The sequence below is a fragment of the Pseudomonas sp. N040 genome (genome assembly GCF_015637705.1).
Lineage (GTDB): Bacteria > Pseudomonadota > Gammaproteobacteria > Pseudomonadales > Pseudomonadaceae > Aquipseudomonas.
This window is the reverse complement of record NZ_JADOBE010000002.1, coordinates 307,849-325,727: the sequence shown is the minus strand read 5'-3', so window position 1 is coordinate 325,727 and position 17,879 is coordinate 307,849. Positions and strand designations below refer to the sequence as shown.

General features: G+C 62.0%; 14 protein-coding genes and 4 tRNA genes. 11 read left to right on the top strand and 7 right to left on the bottom strand.

The genetic code is table 11. The features are described from left to right. Positions 1 to 28 precede the first annotated feature (28 nt). Positions 29 to 370: a ComEA family DNA-binding protein gene (locus ISX93_RS04365; protein WP_195777483.1), complete on the top strand. Its 342-nt coding sequence runs from the start codon at positions 29 to 31 to the stop codon at positions 368 to 370. A gap of 420 nt (positions 371 to 790) precedes the next feature. Here ISX93_RS04365 and ISX93_RS04360 read toward each other — a convergent pair. Both ISX93_RS04360 and ISX93_RS04355 read right to left on the bottom strand, forming a co-directional pair. Next, positions 791 to 866 (bottom strand) — tRNA-Asn (locus tag ISX93_RS04360). Positions 867 to 978: 112 nt separating this feature from the next. Beyond that, entirely contained in the window at positions 979 to 2,175 is a 1,197-nt protein-coding gene (locus ISX93_RS04355; RefSeq protein WP_195777482.1) for an amino acid aminotransferase, read from the bottom strand. 355 nt (positions 2,176 to 2,530) lie between these two features. On the opposite strand from ISX93_RS04355, the gene alaS reads away from it, so the two are divergent. The 6 genes from alaS to ISX93_RS04325 all read left to right on the top strand — a co-directional run bounded on the left by alaS (position 2,531) and on the right by ISX93_RS04325 (position 7,325). Continuing rightward, positions 2,531 to 5,152 (top strand): alanine--tRNA ligase, encoded by a 2,622-nt coding sequence (gene alaS, locus ISX93_RS04350; protein ID WP_195777481.1) that lies wholly within the window; start codon positions 2,531 to 2,533, stop codon positions 5,150 to 5,152. Positions 5,153 to 5,252: 100 nt separating this feature from the next. Then, the gene (locus tag ISX93_RS04345; protein WP_195777480.1) at positions 5,253 to 6,491 is read left to right on the top strand and encodes an aspartate kinase; all 1,239 of its coding nucleotides are present in this window, start codon (positions 5,253 to 5,255) and stop codon (positions 6,489 to 6,491) included. A 174-nt stretch (positions 6,492 to 6,665) separates the two neighbouring features. Then, complete coding sequence (csrA, locus tag ISX93_RS04340) at positions 6,666 to 6,851, top strand: carbon storage regulator CsrA (RefSeq protein ID WP_195777479.1); 186 nt, start codon at positions 6,666 to 6,668, stop codon at positions 6,849 to 6,851. A gap of 62 nt (positions 6,852 to 6,913) precedes the next feature. Beyond that, positions 6,914 to 7,004: transfer RNA gene (locus ISX93_RS04335), tRNA-Ser, on the top strand. Positions 7,005 to 7,101: 97 nt separating this feature from the next. Continuing rightward, a tRNA-Arg gene (locus ISX93_RS04330) sits at positions 7,102 to 7,178 on the top strand. Between the two features lie 70 nt (positions 7,179 to 7,248). Continuing rightward, positions 7,249 to 7,325 (top strand) — tRNA-Arg (locus tag ISX93_RS04325). A 74-nt stretch (positions 7,326 to 7,399) separates the two neighbouring features. Here the strand turns inward: ISX93_RS04325 and ISX93_RS04320 are convergent. Then, the gene (locus tag ISX93_RS04320) at positions 7,400 to 7,906 is read right to left on the bottom strand and encodes a DUF4124 domain-containing protein (protein WP_195777478.1); all 507 of its coding nucleotides are present in this window, start codon (positions 7,904 to 7,906) and stop codon (positions 7,400 to 7,402) included. Positions 7,907 to 8,210: 304 nt separating this feature from the next. On the opposite strand from ISX93_RS04320, the gene mgtE reads away from it, so the two are divergent. Further along, positions 8,211 to 9,653, top strand: coding sequence for a magnesium transporter (gene mgtE, locus ISX93_RS04315; RefSeq protein ID WP_195777477.1), 1,443 nt, complete (start codon positions 8,211 to 8,213; stop codon positions 9,651 to 9,653). A gap of 141 nt (positions 9,654 to 9,794) precedes the next feature. Here mgtE and alaC read toward each other — a convergent pair whose 3' ends face one another. The 3 genes from alaC to ISX93_RS04300 form a co-directional block, all read right to left on the bottom strand. Further along, positions 9,795 to 11,036, bottom strand: a complete 1,242-nt coding sequence (gene alaC, locus ISX93_RS04310) for an alanine transaminase (RefSeq protein ID WP_195777476.1) — start codon at positions 11,034 to 11,036, stop codon at positions 9,795 to 9,797. A 301-nt stretch (positions 11,037 to 11,337) separates the two neighbouring features. Continuing rightward, on the bottom strand, positions 11,338 to 12,369 hold the full coding sequence (locus ISX93_RS04305) for an AraC family transcriptional regulator (RefSeq protein WP_195777475.1): 1,032 nt from the start codon (positions 12,367 to 12,369) through the stop codon (positions 11,338 to 11,340). Between the two features lie 4 nt (positions 12,370 to 12,373). Further along, positions 12,374 to 13,504 carry a nitrilase-related carbon-nitrogen hydrolase gene (locus ISX93_RS04300; RefSeq protein ID WP_195777699.1) on the bottom strand — a complete coding sequence of 377 codons (1,131 nt, stop codon included), beginning with the start codon at positions 13,502 to 13,504 and terminating at the stop codon, positions 12,374 to 12,376. A 214-nt stretch (positions 13,505 to 13,718) separates the two neighbouring features. On the opposite strand from ISX93_RS04300, the gene ISX93_RS04295 reads away from it, so the two are divergent. Continuing rightward, the gene (locus ISX93_RS04295; protein WP_195777474.1) at positions 13,719 to 15,755 is read left to right on the top strand and encodes an NADPH-dependent 2,4-dienoyl-CoA reductase; all 2,037 of its coding nucleotides are present in this window, start codon (positions 13,719 to 13,721) and stop codon (positions 15,753 to 15,755) included. Positions 15,756 to 15,811: 56 nt separating this feature from the next. Continuing rightward, complete coding sequence (locus tag ISX93_RS04290) at positions 15,812 to 16,240, top strand: nuclear transport factor 2 family protein (protein ID WP_195777473.1); 429 nt, start codon at positions 15,812 to 15,814, stop codon at positions 16,238 to 16,240. A 14-nt stretch (positions 16,241 to 16,254) separates the two neighbouring features. On the opposite strand, the gene ISX93_RS04285 is transcribed toward ISX93_RS04290, so the two are convergent. Further along, a complete protein-coding gene (locus ISX93_RS04285) occupies positions 16,255 to 16,515 on the bottom strand; it encodes a hypothetical protein (protein ID WP_195777472.1) in 261 nt (86 codons plus the stop codon). Between ISX93_RS04285 and ISX93_RS04280 the strand changes: the two genes are divergently transcribed. Further along, on the top strand, positions 16,508 to 17,863 hold the full coding sequence (locus tag ISX93_RS04280; RefSeq protein WP_195777471.1) for a chromosome partitioning protein ParA: 1,356 nt from the start codon (positions 16,508 to 16,510) through the stop codon (positions 17,861 to 17,863). The two genes, ISX93_RS04285 and ISX93_RS04280, sit on opposite strands and share 8 nt — an antisense overlap. Positions 17,864 to 17,879 lie beyond the last annotated feature (16 nt).

Here is a 17,879-nt window from a genome sequence, read left to right as displayed (position 1 = left end):
GCGTCCTCAATAACATGGAGTGTTGATCATGCGTAAATTCGCATTCGCTTACCTGCTTTGTTCCCTTCTGTCGGGTGTTTCTGTTGCAGCCACTGCTGCGACTGGCAGCGCCGCGCAAGCTGCCAGCACCGAGTCGGTGCAGCCGGCACAAGCACCGGCTGCCGCCCAGGCCGGTGTGGTCAATCTGAATACGGCCGATGAGGCCACGCTGGAACGCGAGTTGATTGGCGTGGGCGCGGTCAAGGCCAAGGCGATCGTTGAATACCGGGCGGCCAATGGCCCGTTCAGTTCGGTGGATGAGTTGCTGGAGGTCAAGGGGATCGGAGCGGCCACGCTGGACAAGAATCGCGACCGGCTAAGCATCAACTGAGTATCGTGCAAGTGTAGGAAGCTGGCTGCCGTGTGGCAGCCAGTTTTATTTTGGGCGGCCGCAGCGGTAGGAATCCCGTGCAAAGAAAAAGCAATGTCTGCGTTAGTGGTTGAACGTGCTTTTTCCCGCGTAGGGTGGGCTTTAGCCCACCAATGTCTTGCACCCGTTGCGGTGGGCTGAAGCCCACCCTACGACAAGCGGGTCTTCAACCCATAACGCGTACATAACCAAAGAAAAAGCCCCCGGTTCGCACCGAGGGCTTTCAGTCTGGCTCCGCGACCTGGACTCGACAGCGTCAGCTGAACGCGCTTCAGCGCGGCCCGCAGGGTGAGGCCGCAGGCCGAATAACCTGGGACGCAGTCCCTGGTGAGAGTCCTGGGCAAAGCAAAAGCCCCCGGTTCGCACCGAGGGCTTTCAGTCTGGCTCCGCGACCTGGACTCGAACCAGGGACCCAATGATTAACAGTCATTTGCTCTACCGACTGAGCTATCGCGGAATTTCGATGCGCATCCTAATGATCGGGAAAAAGAAGTCAAGATTGCCTGAATGAATTTTAGCCCGCTTTCCCGCGGATGCTCATGTCAGGCAGTCCATCCTGCTGTGCAGGTTCAGACTACCTCGACTATGGCCTGGGTAACCGCATCCAGATTGTTCTCGTTCAGGGCGGCTACGCAGATGCGGCCGGTGCCGACGGCATAGATTCCGAACTCGTTCTTCAGTCGCTCAACCTGTTCGGCGTTCAGTCCGGAATAGGAAAACATGCCGCGCTGGCGGGTCACGAAGCTGAAGTCCCGAGTGGCACCTTTCTCGGCCAGTCTGGCGACAAAGGCCAGGCGCATGTTGCGAATACGCTCGCGCATTTGCCCCAATTCCTGCTCCCACATGGCTTTCAGTTCCGCGCTGGCCAGTATGGCCCCGACCACGCTGGCACCGTGGGTGGGCGGGTTGGAATAGTTGGTGCGGATCACGCGCTTGACCTGGGAAAGCACGCGGGTGGCGACTTCCCGGGATTCGGTGACGATCGACAGCGCACCAACACGCTCGCCATACAGTCCGAAGGACTTGGAGAACGAACTGGAAACGAAGAAACTCAGGCCGGACTCGGCAAACAGCCTGACCGCAGCAGCATCCTCCTCGATCCCGTCGCCAAATCCCTGGTAGGCGATATCGAGGAATGGAACATGCTCGCGCTCGCGAATGACATCGAGCACCGCTTGCCAGTCGTTGGCATCGAGATCCACGCCTGTCGGGTTGTGGCAGCAGGCATGCAGCACGACGATGGATTGGGCGGGGAGGCTTTTCAGGTCTTCCAGCAGGCCGGCACGGTTGATGCCGTGCGACGGTGCATCGTAGTAGCGGTAATTCTGTACCGGAAACCCGGCTGACTCGAACAGTGCACGGTGGTTTTCCCAGCTGGGGTCGCTGATCGCAACCACTGCATCGGGCAGCAGACGCTTGAGGAAGTCAGCGCCAACCTTAAGCGCACCGGTGCCACCGAGCGACTGCGTGGTGACTACCCGGCCTTCGGCCAGCAGGGCGGAGTCAGCGCCGAACAGGAGTTTCTGTACTGCCTGATCGTAGCTGGCGATGCCCTCGATAGGCAGATAACTGCGCGGCGTCTGCGCTTCTGCGCGGGCTTTCTCGGCGACGGCGACTGCATGCAGCAGTGGAATGCGGCCCTGTTCGTTGTAGTAGACGCCCACGCCAAGGTTGACCTTGTGCGCGCGAGTGTCGGCATTGAACGCTTCATTCAGCCCCAGGATGGGGTCGCGCGGAGCCATTTCGACAGCAGAGAACAGACTCATGGTGCAATAACTCGATAGGAGAAGAGACGGGGGCAATAATCCGCCAGCGGATTGGTTCGCGGCTGGGGCTTATGACGGCGCCGGATTATAGCTGTCCGCCCTGGCCGCGGCGAGTGATTCGGCCGGTTTTTCTCGGCAGCAGGTCTAAGTGTGACTTGCTGGTTCAGCTTTTGCTGCAAGGCGTTGAGTGAGCACGGAATACCTGCGCTATGCGGCTGCCTGGATGAGGCCTGGAAAGGTGCCGCGGGCGAGCTGCACAGAGCGCACATAGAAAGCATTACAAGGATTTCCCGAGGCCTATATAATGCGGCCCTTTGCCGGCGATCCGCGATCGTTTGAACTCCGAGAAGACTCCATGAAAAGTGCTGAAATCCGCGAAGCCTTCCTCCGCTTCTTCGAAGAAAAGGGGCATACCCGTGTCGCTTCCAGTTCGCTGATCCCGGCGAACGATCCGACCCTGCTGTTCACTAACGCCGGGATGAACCAGTTCAAGGACTGCTTCCTTGGCCTGGAAAAGCGCGCCTACACCCGTGCCACTTCCAGCCAGAAGTGCGTGCGTGCCGGTGGCAAGCACAATGACCTGGAAAACGTTGGCTACACCGCGCGGCATCACACGTTTTTCGAGATGCTGGGCAACTTCAGCTTCGGCGATTATTTCAAGCGCGAAGCCATCCACTACGCGTGGGAATTCCTGACCTCGGACAAGTGGCTGAACCTGCCCCGGGAAAAGCTTTGGGTCACCGTCTACGCAACCGACGACGAAGCGTATGAGATATGGAATAAGGAAGTCGGTGTTCCCGCTGAGCGCATGATTCGCATCGGTGACAACAAGGGCGCGCCTTACGCTTCGGATAATTTCTGGGCGATGGGCGATACCGGCCCCTGTGGTCCGTGCACCGAGATCTTCTTCGACCACGGCGAGCATATCTGGGGCGGCCCGCCGGGTTCGCCAGAGGAAGATGGCGATCGCTACATCGAGATCTGGAACAACGTGTTCATGCAGTTCAATCGCACCGCGGACGGCGTGCTGCACCCGCTGCCGGCGCCGAGCGTGGACACGGGGATGGGCCTTGAGCGGATCAGTGCAGTGCTGCAGCACGTCAACTCGAACTACGAGATCGATCTGTTCCAGAGCCTGCTGAATGCCGCGGCCAAGGCCATCGGCTGCGAAAACCAGGGGCAGGCATCGCTGAAGGTGGTGGCCGACCATATCCGCTCCTGCGGCTTCCTGATCGCCGATGGCGTGACTCCGTCCAATGAAGGGCGTGGCTATGTGCTGCGCCGGATCATCCGGCGTGCCTGTCGTCACGGTAACAAGCTGGGCGCCAGGGGCAGTTTCTTCTACCAGATTGTTGCAGCGCTGGTGGCGGAAATGGGTGCTGCCTTTCCCGAGCTGGTGCAGCAGCAGGCGCATATCGAACGGGTACTGAAGACCGAGGAAGAACAGTTCGCCAAGACTCTGGAGCAGGGCTTGCGGATCCTCGAGCAGGATCTGGCCGAGTTGCAGGGCAGCGTCATTCCTGGCGATGTGGTGTTCAAGTTGTACGACACCTTCGGTTTTCCGGTGGACCTGACCGGCGATATCGCCCGTGAGCGCGAGCTGACGCTGGACGAGGCGGGCTTCGAACGCGAAATGGAGGCCCAGCGCGAGCGGGCGCGCTCTGCCAGCAACTTCGGCCTGGACTACAACAGCCTGATCAAGGTGGATGTGGACACGCTTTTCACCGGTTACACGAGCACTTGCGGTGAAGGGAAGGTGGTCGCCCTGTTCCGGGCCGGTGAGGCGGTGGGCAGCCTGAATGAGGGTGAGGAGGGCGTGATTGTGCTCGATCGCACGCCGTTCTATGCCGAGTCCGGTGGCCAGGTCGGCGATAGCGGTTACCTCAGCGCCGCCGGCGTGCGCGTTGATGTGCGTGACACCAGCAAGGCCGGTGGTGCCTTCCTGCATCATGGCGTTGTCACCCGGGGCGCGATCAGGGTCGGTGCCGAGTTGCAGGCCGCAGTCGACGCGTCCGTACGCCAGGCCACTGCGCTGAACCACTCGGCGACCCACTTGCTGCACGCCGCATTGCGCCAGATCCTCGGCGAGCACGTGCAACAGAAAGGCTCGCTGGTTGACAGCCAGCGCCTGCGTTTTGACTTCAGCCACTTCGAGGCGATTGCACCGGCCCAGTTGAAAGCCCTGGAAGAGCTGGTCAATGCCGAGATTCGCAAGAACCTGGTCGTCGAGACCGAGGAAACCGATATCGAAACCGCCAAGCGGAAGGGCGCCATGGCGCTGTTCGGCGAAAAGTATGGCGATGAGGTGCGCGTACTGAGCATGGGTGATTTCTCCGTCGAGTTGTGTGGCGGTACCCACGTGTCGCGTACCGGGGACATCGGTCTGTTCAAGATCACCAGCGAAGGCGGCGTGGCCGCCGGTGTACGGCGTATCGAGGGGGTTACCGGGGCCGCGGCCTTGGCCTGGCTGAATGGTGCGGAAGAGCAACTGAAAGAAGCTGCCGCCCTGGTCAAGGGCAGTCGCGATAACGTGCTGGACAAGCTGTCTGGCCTGATCGAGCGCAACCGGCAGCTGGAAAGGGAGCTCGAGCAGCTCAAGGCCAAGGCGGCCAGTGCTGCGGGCAACGATCTGGCCGGTGCGGCTGTCGAGGTCAAAGGCATCAAGGTGCTGGCTTCGCGTCTTGATGGCCTGGATGGCAAGGCGCTGCTGGCCATGGTCGACCAGTTGAAGAACAAGCTTGGCAGCGCGGTGATCCTGCTCGGCGGCGTGCAGGACGACAAGGTTGTGCTGGTTGCCGGCGTGACCCAGGACCTGACGGGCAAGCTCAAGGCCGGTGACCTGATGCGTCAGGTCGCTGCGGCTGTGGGCGGCAAGGGAGGCGGGCGTCCGGATATGGCGCAGGGCGGTGGTACTGACGCCAGCCAGCTGGATCAAGCGCTGGCCCTGGCGGCCGGTTTTGCCGAAAGCGGCCTGTAATCCGATAGAACCCAGGGTCGGTAGTGCGTCCGGCAGACCTTGGCAGCGGGACCCGATGTGGGTCTAATGGGCGCCCTTCGAGGAATCAGGCGGCTTTGATATGGCTTTGATCGTACAGAAATTTGGTGGCACGTCGGTCGGTACCGTCGAGCGTATCCAGCAGGTGGCGGCGAAGGTGAAGAAATTCCGCGAGAACGGTGATGACATCGTTGTCGTGGTTTCCGCCATGAGTGGCGAAACCAATCGCCTGATCGAGCTGGCCAGGCAAGTCAGCGACGGCCAGCCGGTGGGCCGCGAGCTGGATGTCATGGTCTCCACCGGCGAGCAGGTGACCATTGCCCTGCTGGCCATGGCCCTGATCAAGCTGGGTGTGCCGGCCGTGTCCTATACCGGCAACCAGGTGCGCATTCTTACCGACAGTGCGCATACCAAGGCGCGCATCCTGCACATTGATGACCAGAAACTGCGTGCCGACCTCAAGGCGGGTCGCGTTGTGGTGGTGGCCGGCTTCCAGGGCGTGGATGAGCAGGGCAACATCACCACCCTTGGTCGGGGCGGCTCGGATACCACGGGGGTTGCTCTGGCGGCCGCGCTGAAGGCCGACGAATGCCAGATCTATACCGATGTGGATGGCGTCTACACCACCGATCCGCGGGTTGTTCCGCAGGCGCAGCGTCTGGAAAAGATCACCTTTGAGGAAATGCTGGAAATGGCCAGCCTGGGTTCCAAGGTGCTGCAGATTCGTTCGGTGGAGTTCGCCGGCAAATACAATGTCCCGCTGCGCGTGCTGCACAGCTTCCAGGAGGGGCCGGGCACCCTCATTACCCTTGATGAGGAGGAATCCATGGAACAGCCAATCATTTCCGGTATCGCCTTTAACCGTGACGAGGCCAAGCTGACCATTCGCGGGGTGCCGGATACTCCCGGTGTGGCGTTCAAGATTCTCGGCCCGATCAGCGCGGCGAATATCGAAGTGGACATGATCGTGCAGAACGTTTCCCACGATAACACCACGGATTTCACTTTCACCGTGCACCGCAATGATTACGCCAGCGCACTGGAAATCCTCCAGGCAACAGCGGCCAGTATTGGTGCTCGCGAGGCTGGCGGCGATGTCAAGATTGCCAAGGTGTCGATCGTCGGCGTTGGCATGCGCTCTCACGCCGGTGTCGCCAGCCGGATGTTTGAAGCGCTGGCCAAGGAAAATATCAATATCCAGATGATCTCGACCTCGGAAATAAAGGTTTCCGTGGTGATCGAGGAGAAATATCTGGAACTGGCTGTGCGTGCGTTGCACACGGCTTTCGAACTGGATGCACCTGCCCGCCAGGGTGAATGAACGCGGCTTCTTTAATGCTTTGCTTTGTCCGGTTTTCGCATGATGATGCTATCTGCTGCATTTGATTGCATTGTTGAAACTCGAGGTAAGGGTTCTCCGCTGGACAAGTGCTGTTCTCGGTCGTCTTATTCGTGGTTGCAGGTACATTGAATTGAAAAAATGAGGGATTAAGGAATGCTAATTCTGACTCGCAGGGTCGGAGAGACCCTGATGGTAGGCGATGACGTCACCATCACAGTGCTGGGTGTGAAGGGCAATCAGGTGCGCATAGGCGTTAACGCGCCCAAGGATGTTGCAGTGCACCGCGAAGAGATTTACCAGCGCATTCAGAAAGAGAAAGATCCGGAACCAAGCCACTAATTTATCTCTGATTTTTGGCTTTCCAAGCAGGGCAAACATGGGTATTATGCGCCCCGTGTTGCGGAGAGGTGGCCGAGTGGCCGAAGGCGCTCCCCTGCTAAGGGAGTACACCTCAAAAGGGTGTCGGGGGTTCGAATCCCCCCCTCTCCGCCATTTGCATCCTCTGAGGGTGCAAGGTTTTCCGGCAGATCAATTCGCGGATGTCTGGTGAAATGAGTGTCTGGAAATCCGGTTGGAAATGCGCGTTGCTGCACTCATAGCTCAGCTGGATAGAGTACCCGGCTACGAACCGGGCGGTCGGAGGTTCGAATCCTCCTGAGTGCACCATTTTCGAGTGATCCGGGTTTTCCGGATCATTTGCTTCAGCCAGTGGTGACCTGGTTTAAAACCACCTTTTGCACTCATAGCTCAGCTGGATAGAGTACCCGGCTACGAACCGGGCGGTCGGAGGTTCGAATCCTCCTGAGTGCACCAATACCAAAGAAAGGGGCATCTCCTGCGGGATATGCCCCTTTCTTTTTGGCCGCGCTTTTCTGGTCACAGATGATCTAGCGCTTGCTCTTTACGCAGCCACTCTGGTCAAAGCTGACCTGTCGGCTGCCTCCGTCGGCATCCGCGTAGGTGTAGCGGGTTTCGCCATTGCGCGAGGTGCGCTCATCGGGCTTTCCCAGTGCGCTTTCGACATCCGCGCGGGTCATGCCTGCCTGGATCTGCTTGCGGATGATTGCCGTGCGCCGCTGGCTGCCGGTAACCCGATTGCCGCAGCCATCCTGCTTTTCCGCAACTACCTGCAATTCTGCCGCTGGCCGGGGCCGGGCGGGATGCCTGGTTGTGCGCTTTGTGCTGTTGGCCATGGCCACGGGCCGGCCGCTTCCCGGGGAGGGGTTATAGGCACTCTGTACCTCAAGTACCTGCTCGGCAGGACAGCCCAGCTGGGTGAAGGTGATGTGCCCGTTGCTGTCGACACAGCGAAACACATCGGCAGCTTCAAGTGGGGCAGCGGCGACCAGCAGTGCAAGTGCGCAGCCAGAAAATCCAGGCAATCCGTGCATCATGGCGTCCTCCTTGACGTGTGCTGTTCAGCTTAGCCGGGGGATTAACCAGTGCAAGAAGGCAACTTTCGCGGGACTCAGTCTGCTGTAGAAGCGGACTCAGCATTGCCTTGCAACTGATTGTTCTGGCGCAATTTTGTAAGGCGCAACTGCTGATTGCAGTGCTATGCTTCACCTATCCGCCCCATCGGGGCTCATGGACCCAGCCCATGGACTTACCCAGTAGTTACCCACACACGCATTTTTGCAATCGCGTACTGACTGATTGACCCTCGCTGCGTGCGCCGCAACTGGGGTGGAGCACGCCATGACTGATCTGGAAACCAAGAAGCCTCAAGAAAGCCTGCAGGATCGCCTGGCCCAGGTGATCGACCTGTTGCATCGCCATCGCCTGGTGGAAAGCCTGGCGCACCGCCAGGAAGGCCGTAACCAGGGGCTGGTGGAAAACCTCGTCCACCGGCAAAACATCTCCGAACTGCAACAGCGGCTGGACGAGCTGCACCCGGCTGATATCGCGCACATTCTCGAGGCATTGCCGCTGGGCGAGCGCCTGGCTGTCTGGCAACTGGTGAAAGCCGAGCGTGATGGCGACATCCTCCTGGAAGTGTCCGATGCCGTGCGCGAATCCCTGCTCGCGGACATGGATGACGAGGAAATCCTCGCTGCCGCCAGGGACATGGACGCCGACGAGCTGGCCGATCTGGCGCAGGAACTGCCGCGCGACGTCGTTTACGAACTGATGGAAAGCCTGGATGCCCAGGATCGTGAGCGCGTGCGTTCGGCGCTGTCCTACGACGAGGATCAAGTCGGCGCCCTGATGGACTTCGAGATGGTGACCATCCGCGAAGACGTCAGCCTGGAAGTCGTCTTGCGCTATCTGCGCCGCTTGAAGGAGTTGCCAGGACATACCGACAAGCTGTTCGTGGTCGATTATGACGGTGTGCTCAAGGGGGTGCTGCCGATCAAGCGCCTGCTGGTGAATGATCCGGACAAGCAGGTGGCCGAGGTGATGGCTACCGATCCGGTGATTTTCCACCCGAACGACGAAGCCAACGACGCGGCCCAGGCGTTTGAACGCTATGACCTGGTGTCGGCGCCGGTGATCGATGCCAACGGCAAGCTGATCGGCCGCTTGACCATCGATGAAATGGTCGACCTGATCCGCGAAGAAAGCGAGACCGAAGTCCTGAACATGGCGGGCTTGCGCGAGGAGGAAGATATTTTCGCCTCGGTCTGGAAGTCCTTGCAGAACCGCTGGTCCTGGCTGGCGATCAATCTGATCACGGCCTTTGTCGCATCGCGGGTGATCGGCCTGTTTGACGGCTCCATCGAGAAACTGGTCGCCCTGGCGGCGCTGATGCCGATCGTGGCCGGGATCGGCGGCAATTCCGGCAATCAGACCATCACCATGATCGTGCGGGCCATGGCGCTCGATCAGGTGGGCATCGGCAATACGACGCGGCTGGTGCGCAAGGAGCTGAGTGTGGCGCTGATCAATGGCCTGGTCTGGGGTGGGGTGATTGGCGGCGTAGCCTTCTGGCTCTACGACAACCTGGCACTTGGCCTGGTCATGACCCTGGCGATGACGCTGAACCTGCTGCTGGCGGCAATGATGGGCGTGCTGATTCCCATGACCCTGGTGCGCATGGGGCGGGACCCGGCGATGGGTGCCAGCGTGATGATTACCGCCGTCACCGACAGCGGCGGATTTTTCATTTTCCTCGGCCTGGCGACGATTTTCCTCGTGTAGCCAGGGTCTGCTGGCGTTTCGGCACGCTGCGCGACCAAGCGTCATCAGAGTCCAGTCGTTCTGGCGGCTGGCGGGCTCAACTTCCCCGGGGCACTGGGGTTGCCGGGCTCGGCAAATGCTCATGCCGAGCCGCGACCGCGGTTACTCGTCCTGACCTGCCTTGCGCGGGCTGGCGGGTGGCGCCAGCAGGCCATCGGCGCGGAACATGCTCTTGATGCCGCGAATCGCCTGGCGGATGCGGTCCTGGTTTTCGATCAGGGCAAAGCGCACATGGTCATCGCCGTAGTCGCCGAAGCCGATGCCGGGCGAGACACACACCTTGGCCTCGGCCAGCAGTTTCTTGGCAAATTCCAGCGAGCCCAGTTTGGCGTAGGGCTCGGGAATCCTGGCCCAGATGTACATCGACGCCTTCGGGTTTTCCACCATCCAGCCGAGCTCGTGCAGGCCCTTGACCAGCACGTTGCGGCGCTGCCGGTATTGTTCGGCGATGTCCAGCACGCACTGCTGGTCGCCTTCCAGTGCGGCAATCGCGGCCACCTGCAGCGGGGTGAAGGTGCCGTAGTCGTGGTAGCTCTTGATGCGCGCCAGGGCATTCACCAGCTCCGGGTTGCCGACCATGAAGCCGATGCGCCAGCCGGCCATGTTGTAGCTCTTGGACAGGGTGAAGAACTCCACGGCAATATCCTTGGCGCCTTCGATCTGCATGATCGAGGGGGCTTTCCAGCCGTCGTAGACGATGTCGGCGTAGGCCAGGTCATGCACCACCAGCACGTCGTACTGCTTGGCCAGGGCCACCACGCGGGCGAAGAAATCCAGTTCGACGCACTGGGCCGTGGGGTTGGAGGGGAAGCCGAGAATCATCATCTTCGGCTTGGGAATGCTCTCGCGGATGGCCCGTTCCAGTTCGGCGAAGAAATCCACGCCGGGCACCAGCGGCACCGAGCGCACCTGGGCGCCGGCGATCACCGCGCCGTAGATGTGGATCGGATAGCTGGGGTTGGGCACCAGCACGGTGTCGCCCTGGTCGAGGGTGGCCAGCATCAGGTGCGCCAGGCCTTCCTTGGAACCGATGGTGACGATCGCTTCGCGCTCGGGGTCGATGTCGACCGCATAGCGTTCCTTGTACCAGTTGGCGATGGCCCGGCGCAGGCGCGGAATGCCGCGCGAGGTCGAATAGCCGTGGGTGTCCTCGCGCTGGGCGACGGTGCACAGCTTTTCCACGATGTGCGGCGGGGTAGCCCCATCGGGATTGCCCATGCTCAGGTCGATGATGTCTTCGCCGCGTCGACGCGCGGCCATCTTCAGTTCGGCGGTGATGTTGAAAACGTAGGGGGGGAGTCTGTCGATGCGCGCAAAACGGCGCGCTGAACGTGGTTCAGTCATGGATGCCTCGAAACGTAAGCGCCCGGAACCGTCCGAGCGACGCTGGCCACTGCGGTGACCATGGCGCGCAAGATAAACGTGGTGCGCTGCTTCTGTCGAGAGGCACATGCCGCTGGACCAAACTCAATGCGCGGGATTCATCTGTTTGTCATGCAACTTTTCTAGCCTCTTGCAGTCTTGGCATGAACTGATGAGCGAGAGAGACAGCAAGATGGACGAGTACCAGGAAGAAGTGCTGGAAAGCCACGCCAGTGATCCGGACAGCCCGGAGTTGCTGGATGACGCGGCGGAGTTGTGAGGCTCAGCCGGCCTGCCGGCGGCTTCTGCGGAACTCCCCCGGGGTGTTGCCGCTCCAGCGCTTGAAAGCACGCTGGAAGGCTTCAGCCGAGGCAAAGCCGAGCAGGTAGGCAATTTCGCCGAAGCTCAGTTCGGTGTCGCGGATATAGGCCATTGCCAGGTCGCGGCGGGTGTCGTTCAGAATGGTGCGGAACTGGGTGCCTTCTTCGGCCAGCTTGCGCCGCAGGGTCCAGGTTGGCAGTTGCAGGCGTCGGGCAATTTCTTCGAGGTCCGGTTCCCGCCCGTGCAGCAATGGCCCGAGCAGCAGGCTGATGCGTTCGTGCAGGCTGTGGGTACGGGTTATCTGTTCCAGTTCGCGCTCGCACAGCAGCAGCAATTCGTGCCAGGAGTGCGGACAGTGCTCGGCGCCTCGGAGCGCCAGCGTCGCATTTGACAGGCGCAGTTGATTGATCTGCGCCGAGAACTCCACCGGACAGCCGAATATCTCGCTGTAGCGCTCGGCATAGGCCGGCGCTGGGAACTCGATTTCAACTTTTTCGACGGCCAGCGCTTGCCCGCACAGGAGGCTCAACTGGGCCTGCCAGCCGGACAGCACGGAATCCACGACAAAGCGGTTGTAGGCGTTGTAGGGGCTGATCGAATAGAAGCGCAGCCAGCCACCGCGGGCGTCCTCGTGAAAGCTCGACTGGCCGCGATAGTTGCGCGCATAGAGCCGCTCGAACTTCGCCAGGCAGCGTGCCGCCTCGCGCACAGTCGGTGCCTGGGCCGCCGTCACGCCGGCCAGCCCGTAGTGCGCGAGGCGGGCATGACGGCCCATGAGCAGGCCGAGCGCCGGATCACCGGTCAGCTGGATCGCCGCATGGCCCAGGCGCATATAGCGGGGAATCGACAGGCGACCGTGCGGGGTGGCCAGGCGGCTGCTGTCCAGCCCGTAGTGCTGCAGCAGCGCGTCCGCATCCTTGCTGTGGCTGCGCACGGCTGCCGCCAGGCTGTGCAGCGAACCGACCGACAGGTCGCCCAGACGAACCGGTTTCATCCTGCTACAGCCAGAGGTTGATCAGGCGCGCGCCGGATTCATCTGCGGCGAGGACATGCTGCGTCTGGTCGGCGACCAGGCTGTGCCCCGCGCTGCCCAGGTCCCACAACTGGCCGCGCATGAACACGGTGATGCCGGCACGGGCGCCGCTTTGACCGATGCGTCCGGCCATGGCCATCCGTTGCCAGGCATCGCCCTCGGTCAGCTCGCCGGCTTTCAGCCGGACATCCGCCGGCGTCGGGAGGCCGTTGTAGCCGCGCCAGGGCTTGTCCCAGCCGCCATTGCCGGTGAGGAAGGCCGGTACCGCGAGCAGTTCGACCTGCTGTCCGGCGAGGGCCTGGTAGGTTTGCGGGAACCAGCTGTCGGCGCAGATCAGGACGCCCAGGCGGCCGGCCGGGGTATCGACCACCTGCAGGGCGCTGGCGGGCGCGGCGGCGGTAAAGCCCTGTTCGTCGACTATCGGCGCCACCTTGCGCTGTGGCTGGCCAAGCGGCTGGCCGTCCGCGGCAAATACCAGGCTGACGTTGTACAGCGGGCCGTCGCCGGGCAGCAGCACGCCGTTTTCCACCCGTGGCTCCGGCAGCACGATCGAGCCGGCCACCAGGGTTATCCCATAGGCCTTCGCCAGGCCGCCGAACAGGGCCTGGTAGTCGGCGGCCATCTGCGCAGCCTTCATGCGAAACAGCGCATCGGCCAGGCGGTCTGCGCCCTTGGCCGAGGGCAGGGCGCGCAGAAGTTGCAACGGATTGCTGGCTGCCAGCCAGGCCATTGCCTCGCTGACGCTGGCGGCGCTGTAGACCTGGTTCTTCTCGCCGCTGGCGACCAGCCAGGTGCCGACGTGCTCGGGCAGCACGACAATCGTTTTGCCGTTGAGCAGCCCGGCACTGCGGGCCTTGTCCAGGTAGGCGGACAACTTCAGGCGCAATTGTTCGGCGCTGCGGTAATCGTTGGCGAACAGTTCCGGCTGGATCCCCAGCAGGTTGCCGCGCTCGCCCGGCACGCCAAGATCGAGGGCGACCTCGCTGCGCAGGTCGGAGAGGAACAGGCTTTCCGGGCGGTATTGGGTCCAGCCGGCATAGCCGGCCACGGCGGCCAGCAGCAGGCTGCTGAAAAGGTATTTGACGGCTTTGCGCATGGTCATGGGTTTCCCGGTTTGGCAGTCGCTCAGGGTAGGGGAGGCGGGGTGGATTGCCAAGTCGTGCTGTTCATTACGATCAGTAATTTGTCACTTTTGGGCATTGAGACCTGTCCGGGTGCTGATTATTGTCTGTTTCACCCAACACCGCGGCTGACAGTTGCGGCCTGCCTGAACCTGAACCTGAACCTGAACCTTGTAGCGGAGCACCCCAATGACCAATGCCCTTTATCCTCATCTGCTGGCGCCGCTGGACCTTGGTTTCACCACCTTGCGCAACCGCACGCTGATGGGCTCCATGCATACCGGTCTGGAAGAAAAGCCTGATGGCTTCGAGCGCATGGCCGCCTATTTCGCCGAGCGTGCCCGTGGCGGGGTGGGGCTGATGGTGACCGGCGGGATTGGCCCGAACGTCGAGGGCGGCGTGTATTCCGGAGCGGCCAAGCTGACCACGGCGGAGGAAGCGGAAAAGCACAAGATCGTCACCCGGGCGGTGCACGAGGCCGGCGGCAAGATCTGCATGCAGATCCTGCATGCCGGGCGCTACGCGTACAGTCCCAAGTCGGTCGCACCGAGCGCGATCCAGGCGCCGATCAACCCGTTCAAGCCGCATGAACTGGACGAGGAAGGCATCGAGAAGCAGATCCAGGATTTCGTCAGCTGTTCCAGCCTGGCGCAGGTGGCCGGTTATGACGGTGTCGAGATCATGGGTTCCGAAGGCTATTTCCTCAACCAGTTCCTGGTGGCGCATACCAACCAGCGCACCGACCGCTGGGGCGGCAGCTACGAGAACCGCATGCGCCTGCCGGTGGAAGTCGTGCGCCGCGTGCGCGAGGCGGTCGGCCGCAATTTCATCATCATTTACCGCCTGTCGATGCTCGACCTGGTCGAGGGCGGCAGCAGCTGGGACGAGATCGTGCTGCTGGCCAAGGCCATCGAGCAGGCCGGGGCGACCCTGATCAACACCGGCATCGGCTGGCACGAGGCGCGTATCCCGACCATCGCCACCAAGGTGCCGCGCGCGGCGTTCACCAAGGTCACCGCCAAGCTGCGCGGCGAAGTGCAGATCCCGCTGATCACCACCAACCGCATCAATACCCCGGAAGTGGCCGAGCAGGTCCTGGCCGAGGGCGATGCCGACATGGTTTCCATGGCACGGCCGTTCCTCGCCGATCCGGAGTTCGTCAACAAGGCGGCCGCGGGGCGCAGCGACGAAATCAACACCTGCATCGGCTGCAACCAGGCCTGCCTGGACCACACCTTTGGCGGCAAGCTGACCAGTTGCCTGGTCAATCCGCGGGCCTGCCACGAAACCGAGCTGAACTACCTTGCCGCCACCGGGGTGAAGAAGATCGCCGTGGTCGGTGCCGGCCCTGCCGGCCTGGCGGCGGCCAGCGTGGCAGCCGGGCGCGGCCACCGCGTGACCCTGTTCGATTCGGCCGCGGAAATCGGTGGCCAGTTCAATGTGGCCAAGCGAATCCCGGGCAAGGAAGAGTTCTTTGAAACCCTGCGCTACTTCAAGCGCAAGCTGGAGACCACCGGTGTCGATCTGCGCCTGAATACCCGGGTCAGCGCGAATGACCTGCTCGAGGGCGGGTTCGACGAAGTCATCCTGGCCACCGGGATCGTGCCGCGCACCCCGGGCATTCCCGGCATCGACAATCCCAAGGTGATCAGCTACCTGGATGCCATCCTGCAGCGCAAGCCGGTCGGCAACAAGGTGGCGGTGATCGGTGCCGGCGGTATCGGTTTCGATGTGTCCGAGTTCATCACCCATCAGGGCGAGGCCAGCAGCCTGAATCGGGATGTCTTCTGGAAGGAGTGGGGTATCGATACCAGCCTCAATGCGCGCGGGGGTGTCGCCGGGATCAAGCCGCAAGTGCATGCGCCTGCGCGGCAGGTGTTCCTCCTGCAACGCAAGAAGTCCAAGGTCGGCGACGGCCTGGGCAAGACCACCGGCTGGATCCACCGCACCGGCCTGAAGAACAAGCACGTGCAGATGCTCAACAACGTCGAGTACCTGCAGATCGACGATGCCGGGCTGCATATCCGCATCGGCCAAGGCGCGCCACAGCTATTGCCGGTGGATACGGTGATCATCTGTGCCGGCCAGGACCCGCTGCGCGAGCTGCAATCCGGGCTGGAAGCTGGCGGGCAGAAGGTACACCTGATCGGCGGGGCCGATGTGGCGACCGAACTGGACGCCAAGCGTGCCATCGACCAGGGCTCGCGCCTGGCGGCCGCACTCTGAACCCGGCGCTGCCCGTCGAGGGCAGCGTTCTCTCCTGCTGCCCCGGAGGTTACGCTATGACCGCACTCTCGCTACACCCCGCGGCTGCCGCGACGCTGGCCTGCTGGCACGCTCTGGTGGCCCGGAACGACCTCGGCAGCCTGCCGGAACTGCTGCATCCGCAGGCAGTGTTTCGCTCGCCGGTGGCGTTCAAGCCATACGCCGGCGCGCCGCTGGTTTCGCTGATCCTGAACACGGTGCTCAAGGTGTTCGAGGACTTCACCTACCACCGCGAACTGGTTACTGCCGATGGCCAGAGTGTGGTGCTGGAGTTCAGTGCCCGGGTCGCCGGGCGTGAGCTCAAGGGGATCGACATGATCCGCTTCGACGAAGCCGGTAAGATTGTCGAATTCGAAGTGATGATCCGCCCGCTGAGCGGATTGCAGGCGCTCGGCGAGGAAATGGGCCGGCGCCTGGCCCCATTGCTGGCCGCCCGGCCCGCCTGAAGGCTGCTACCGCGTCACAGTTTCACGCTGTGGCGCGCGTCTCCTGCCGGTACTGCAAGAGTGACTGCCAACCCGGTCACATTGCCGGCAAGTTGTTTTCCCCTAAACTTTGGCACAATAGGCCGAGTGCGGCTGGCAGCAATCAAGGTGCTTTCTTTCATCAGCGCGTATTCAGGCACGCCAATCTGGCTGGCCTGAACTGCCAACTGGCTGAAGATCAAGGGATTATATTGGCCGGTCGGCGCTTGCCGGGGGCGGGAGTGGCGAATGAGCATGCAGAAAAAGCCTCAACTGGTCGAAGCCGTGATGTTTTTCGGTGATGGCATCATCCAGAAGGCGATGTTTTTTGCCGAGTTCGAGGCGGTGCTCGACGGCGTGGTGGATATGCCGGAGTTCGCCGATCAGCAGGTCAGGGCGGCTTATGTGCTGATCAATCCGCGTCTGCTGATCCGTTCGGCGGTGTTCTTCTATCTGGACTTCGATGAGCGGGGCAAGGCGGATACCGGCTGGAACATGCCCCTGCGCCATCTTGCCGAAAAGGCCGGCAGGGGGCCGGACCTGGGTGCCGGCCCGATTCGCCTGGCTTGTCGCAGCCAGTGCCCGGTGTCCTGGCACCAGATGCACATGTGGGATCCTGACCTGGCCCCTGGCCATAACGAGCTGTCGCTGTTGCGCGATGCGGTCAAGGTCAACCGGCTGGGCATGCTGGTTGAAGAGGAGAGCCCGCCCGTCGAGTTGGAGCGCCTGCAGATGGCGCACGAAGAGAAATGGCATGCCCCGCCGGATCCCGAGCAGGAGCAGGCGAGGCTGCAGGCCGAGCAGGAAGATCAGGAACAGCGCCTGAAAACCGCCCAGTTGATCAAGCAGCTGCGCCTGCGCATCACCAGCCTGACCCAGCAGAATGACGATGAAGTGGCCCAGCTCAAACTGGCTGCCGAGCAGCAGAGCAGTGAACTCAACGCGCGCATCCAGAGCCTGCAGCATGCGCTGCAGCAGCAGGAGGAGCTCAATCTCAACCTGAAGGCGGACCTGAGCGGGCATGCGGCCAATCTGAGCAATGTCCGCGAGGAAATGACCAGCCAGCTGAAGGCGGCCGAGCGGCATGCCCAGTCGGCCACGGAATTGCTGCGTGGCCAGTTCGACAAGGAACTGCAGGCCAAAATCAGCGCGGCGGTGATGGATTACAAGGAACAGATCGCCATTCGCGAAGTCGAGCTGGCCTATCACAAGGAGCGCGAAATCCACCTGCAGCAGGACCTGGAGCGGCTGCAGGCGGAGCACGAGAAACTGGCCGGGCAGGGCACTGACCAGATTCTGCAGCGGCTGGCGGCGCTCGGCGTGGTCTTCGTGGTGTATCACCCGGGAGCCGGGCACCTGACCATCCCGCTGCAGGATATCGCCCGCTATCAGGACAACCCGATGGCGTACGTTGCTGCCAAGTGCTTTGTTTCCGAAGAGCAGTACAGCGGCTGGCTGGAACACTACCAGCAGCCCGGTTGCGTGGCCCTGTTGCCCAGCGGCGAGCGCTGCGGCATGCCGGTAGACCGAGTGGATACGCCGAGTCGCTTCGTACCCGGCGAATCCAATTGCTGTGCGCGTCACCGCGCGAGCAAGCGTGCCTAGGGGCCTGTGGGGCTAG

Bases quoted from the DNA above. Each gene is read 5' to 3' on its own strand.
- ISX93_RS04345 (WP_195777480.1), top strand. From the start codon at position 5,253: ATGGCTTTGATCGTACAGAAATTTGGTGGCACGTCGGTCGGTACCGTC.
- alaS (WP_195777481.1), top strand. From the start codon at position 2,531: ATGAAAAGTGCTGAAATCCGCGAAGCCTTCCTCCGCTTCTTCGAAGAA.
- alaC (WP_195777476.1), bottom strand. From the start codon at position 11,036: ATGACTGAACCACGTTCAGCGCGCCGTTTTGCGCGCATCGACAGACTC.
- ISX93_RS04295 (WP_195777474.1), top strand. From the start codon at position 13,719: ATGACCAATGCCCTTTATCCTCATCTGCTGGCGCCGCTGGACCTTGGT.
- ISX93_RS04305 (WP_195777475.1), bottom strand. From the start codon at position 12,369: ATGAAACCGGTTCGTCTGGGCGACCTGTCGGTCGGTTCGCTGCACAGC.
- mgtE (WP_195777477.1), top strand. From the start codon at position 8,211: ATGACTGATCTGGAAACCAAGAAGCCTCAAGAAAGCCTGCAGGATCGC.
- ISX93_RS04355 (WP_195777482.1), bottom strand. From the start codon at position 2,175: ATGAGTCTGTTCTCTGCTGTCGAAATGGCTCCGCGCGACCCCATCCTG.
- ISX93_RS04280 (WP_195777471.1), top strand. From the start codon at position 16,508: ATGAGCATGCAGAAAAAGCCTCAACTGGTCGAAGCCGTGATGTTTTTC.
- ISX93_RS04320 (WP_195777478.1), bottom strand. From the start codon at position 7,906: ATGATGCACGGATTGCCTGGATTTTCTGGCTGCGCACTTGCACTGCTG.
- csrA (WP_195777479.1), top strand. From the start codon at position 6,666: ATGCTAATTCTGACTCGCAGGGTCGGAGAGACCCTGATGGTAGGCGAT.
- ISX93_RS04300 (WP_195777699.1), bottom strand. From the start codon at position 13,504: ATGCGCAAAGCCGTCAAATACCTTTTCAGCAGCCTGCTGCTGGCCGCC.
- ISX93_RS04365 (WP_195777483.1), top strand. From the start codon at position 29: ATGCGTAAATTCGCATTCGCTTACCTGCTTTGTTCCCTTCTGTCGGGT.
- ISX93_RS04285 (WP_195777472.1), bottom strand. From the start codon at position 16,515: ATGCTCATTCGCCACTCCCGCCCCCGGCAAGCGCCGACCGGCCAATAT.
- ISX93_RS04290 (WP_195777473.1), top strand. From the start codon at position 15,812: ATGACCGCACTCTCGCTACACCCCGCGGCTGCCGCGACGCTGGCCTGC.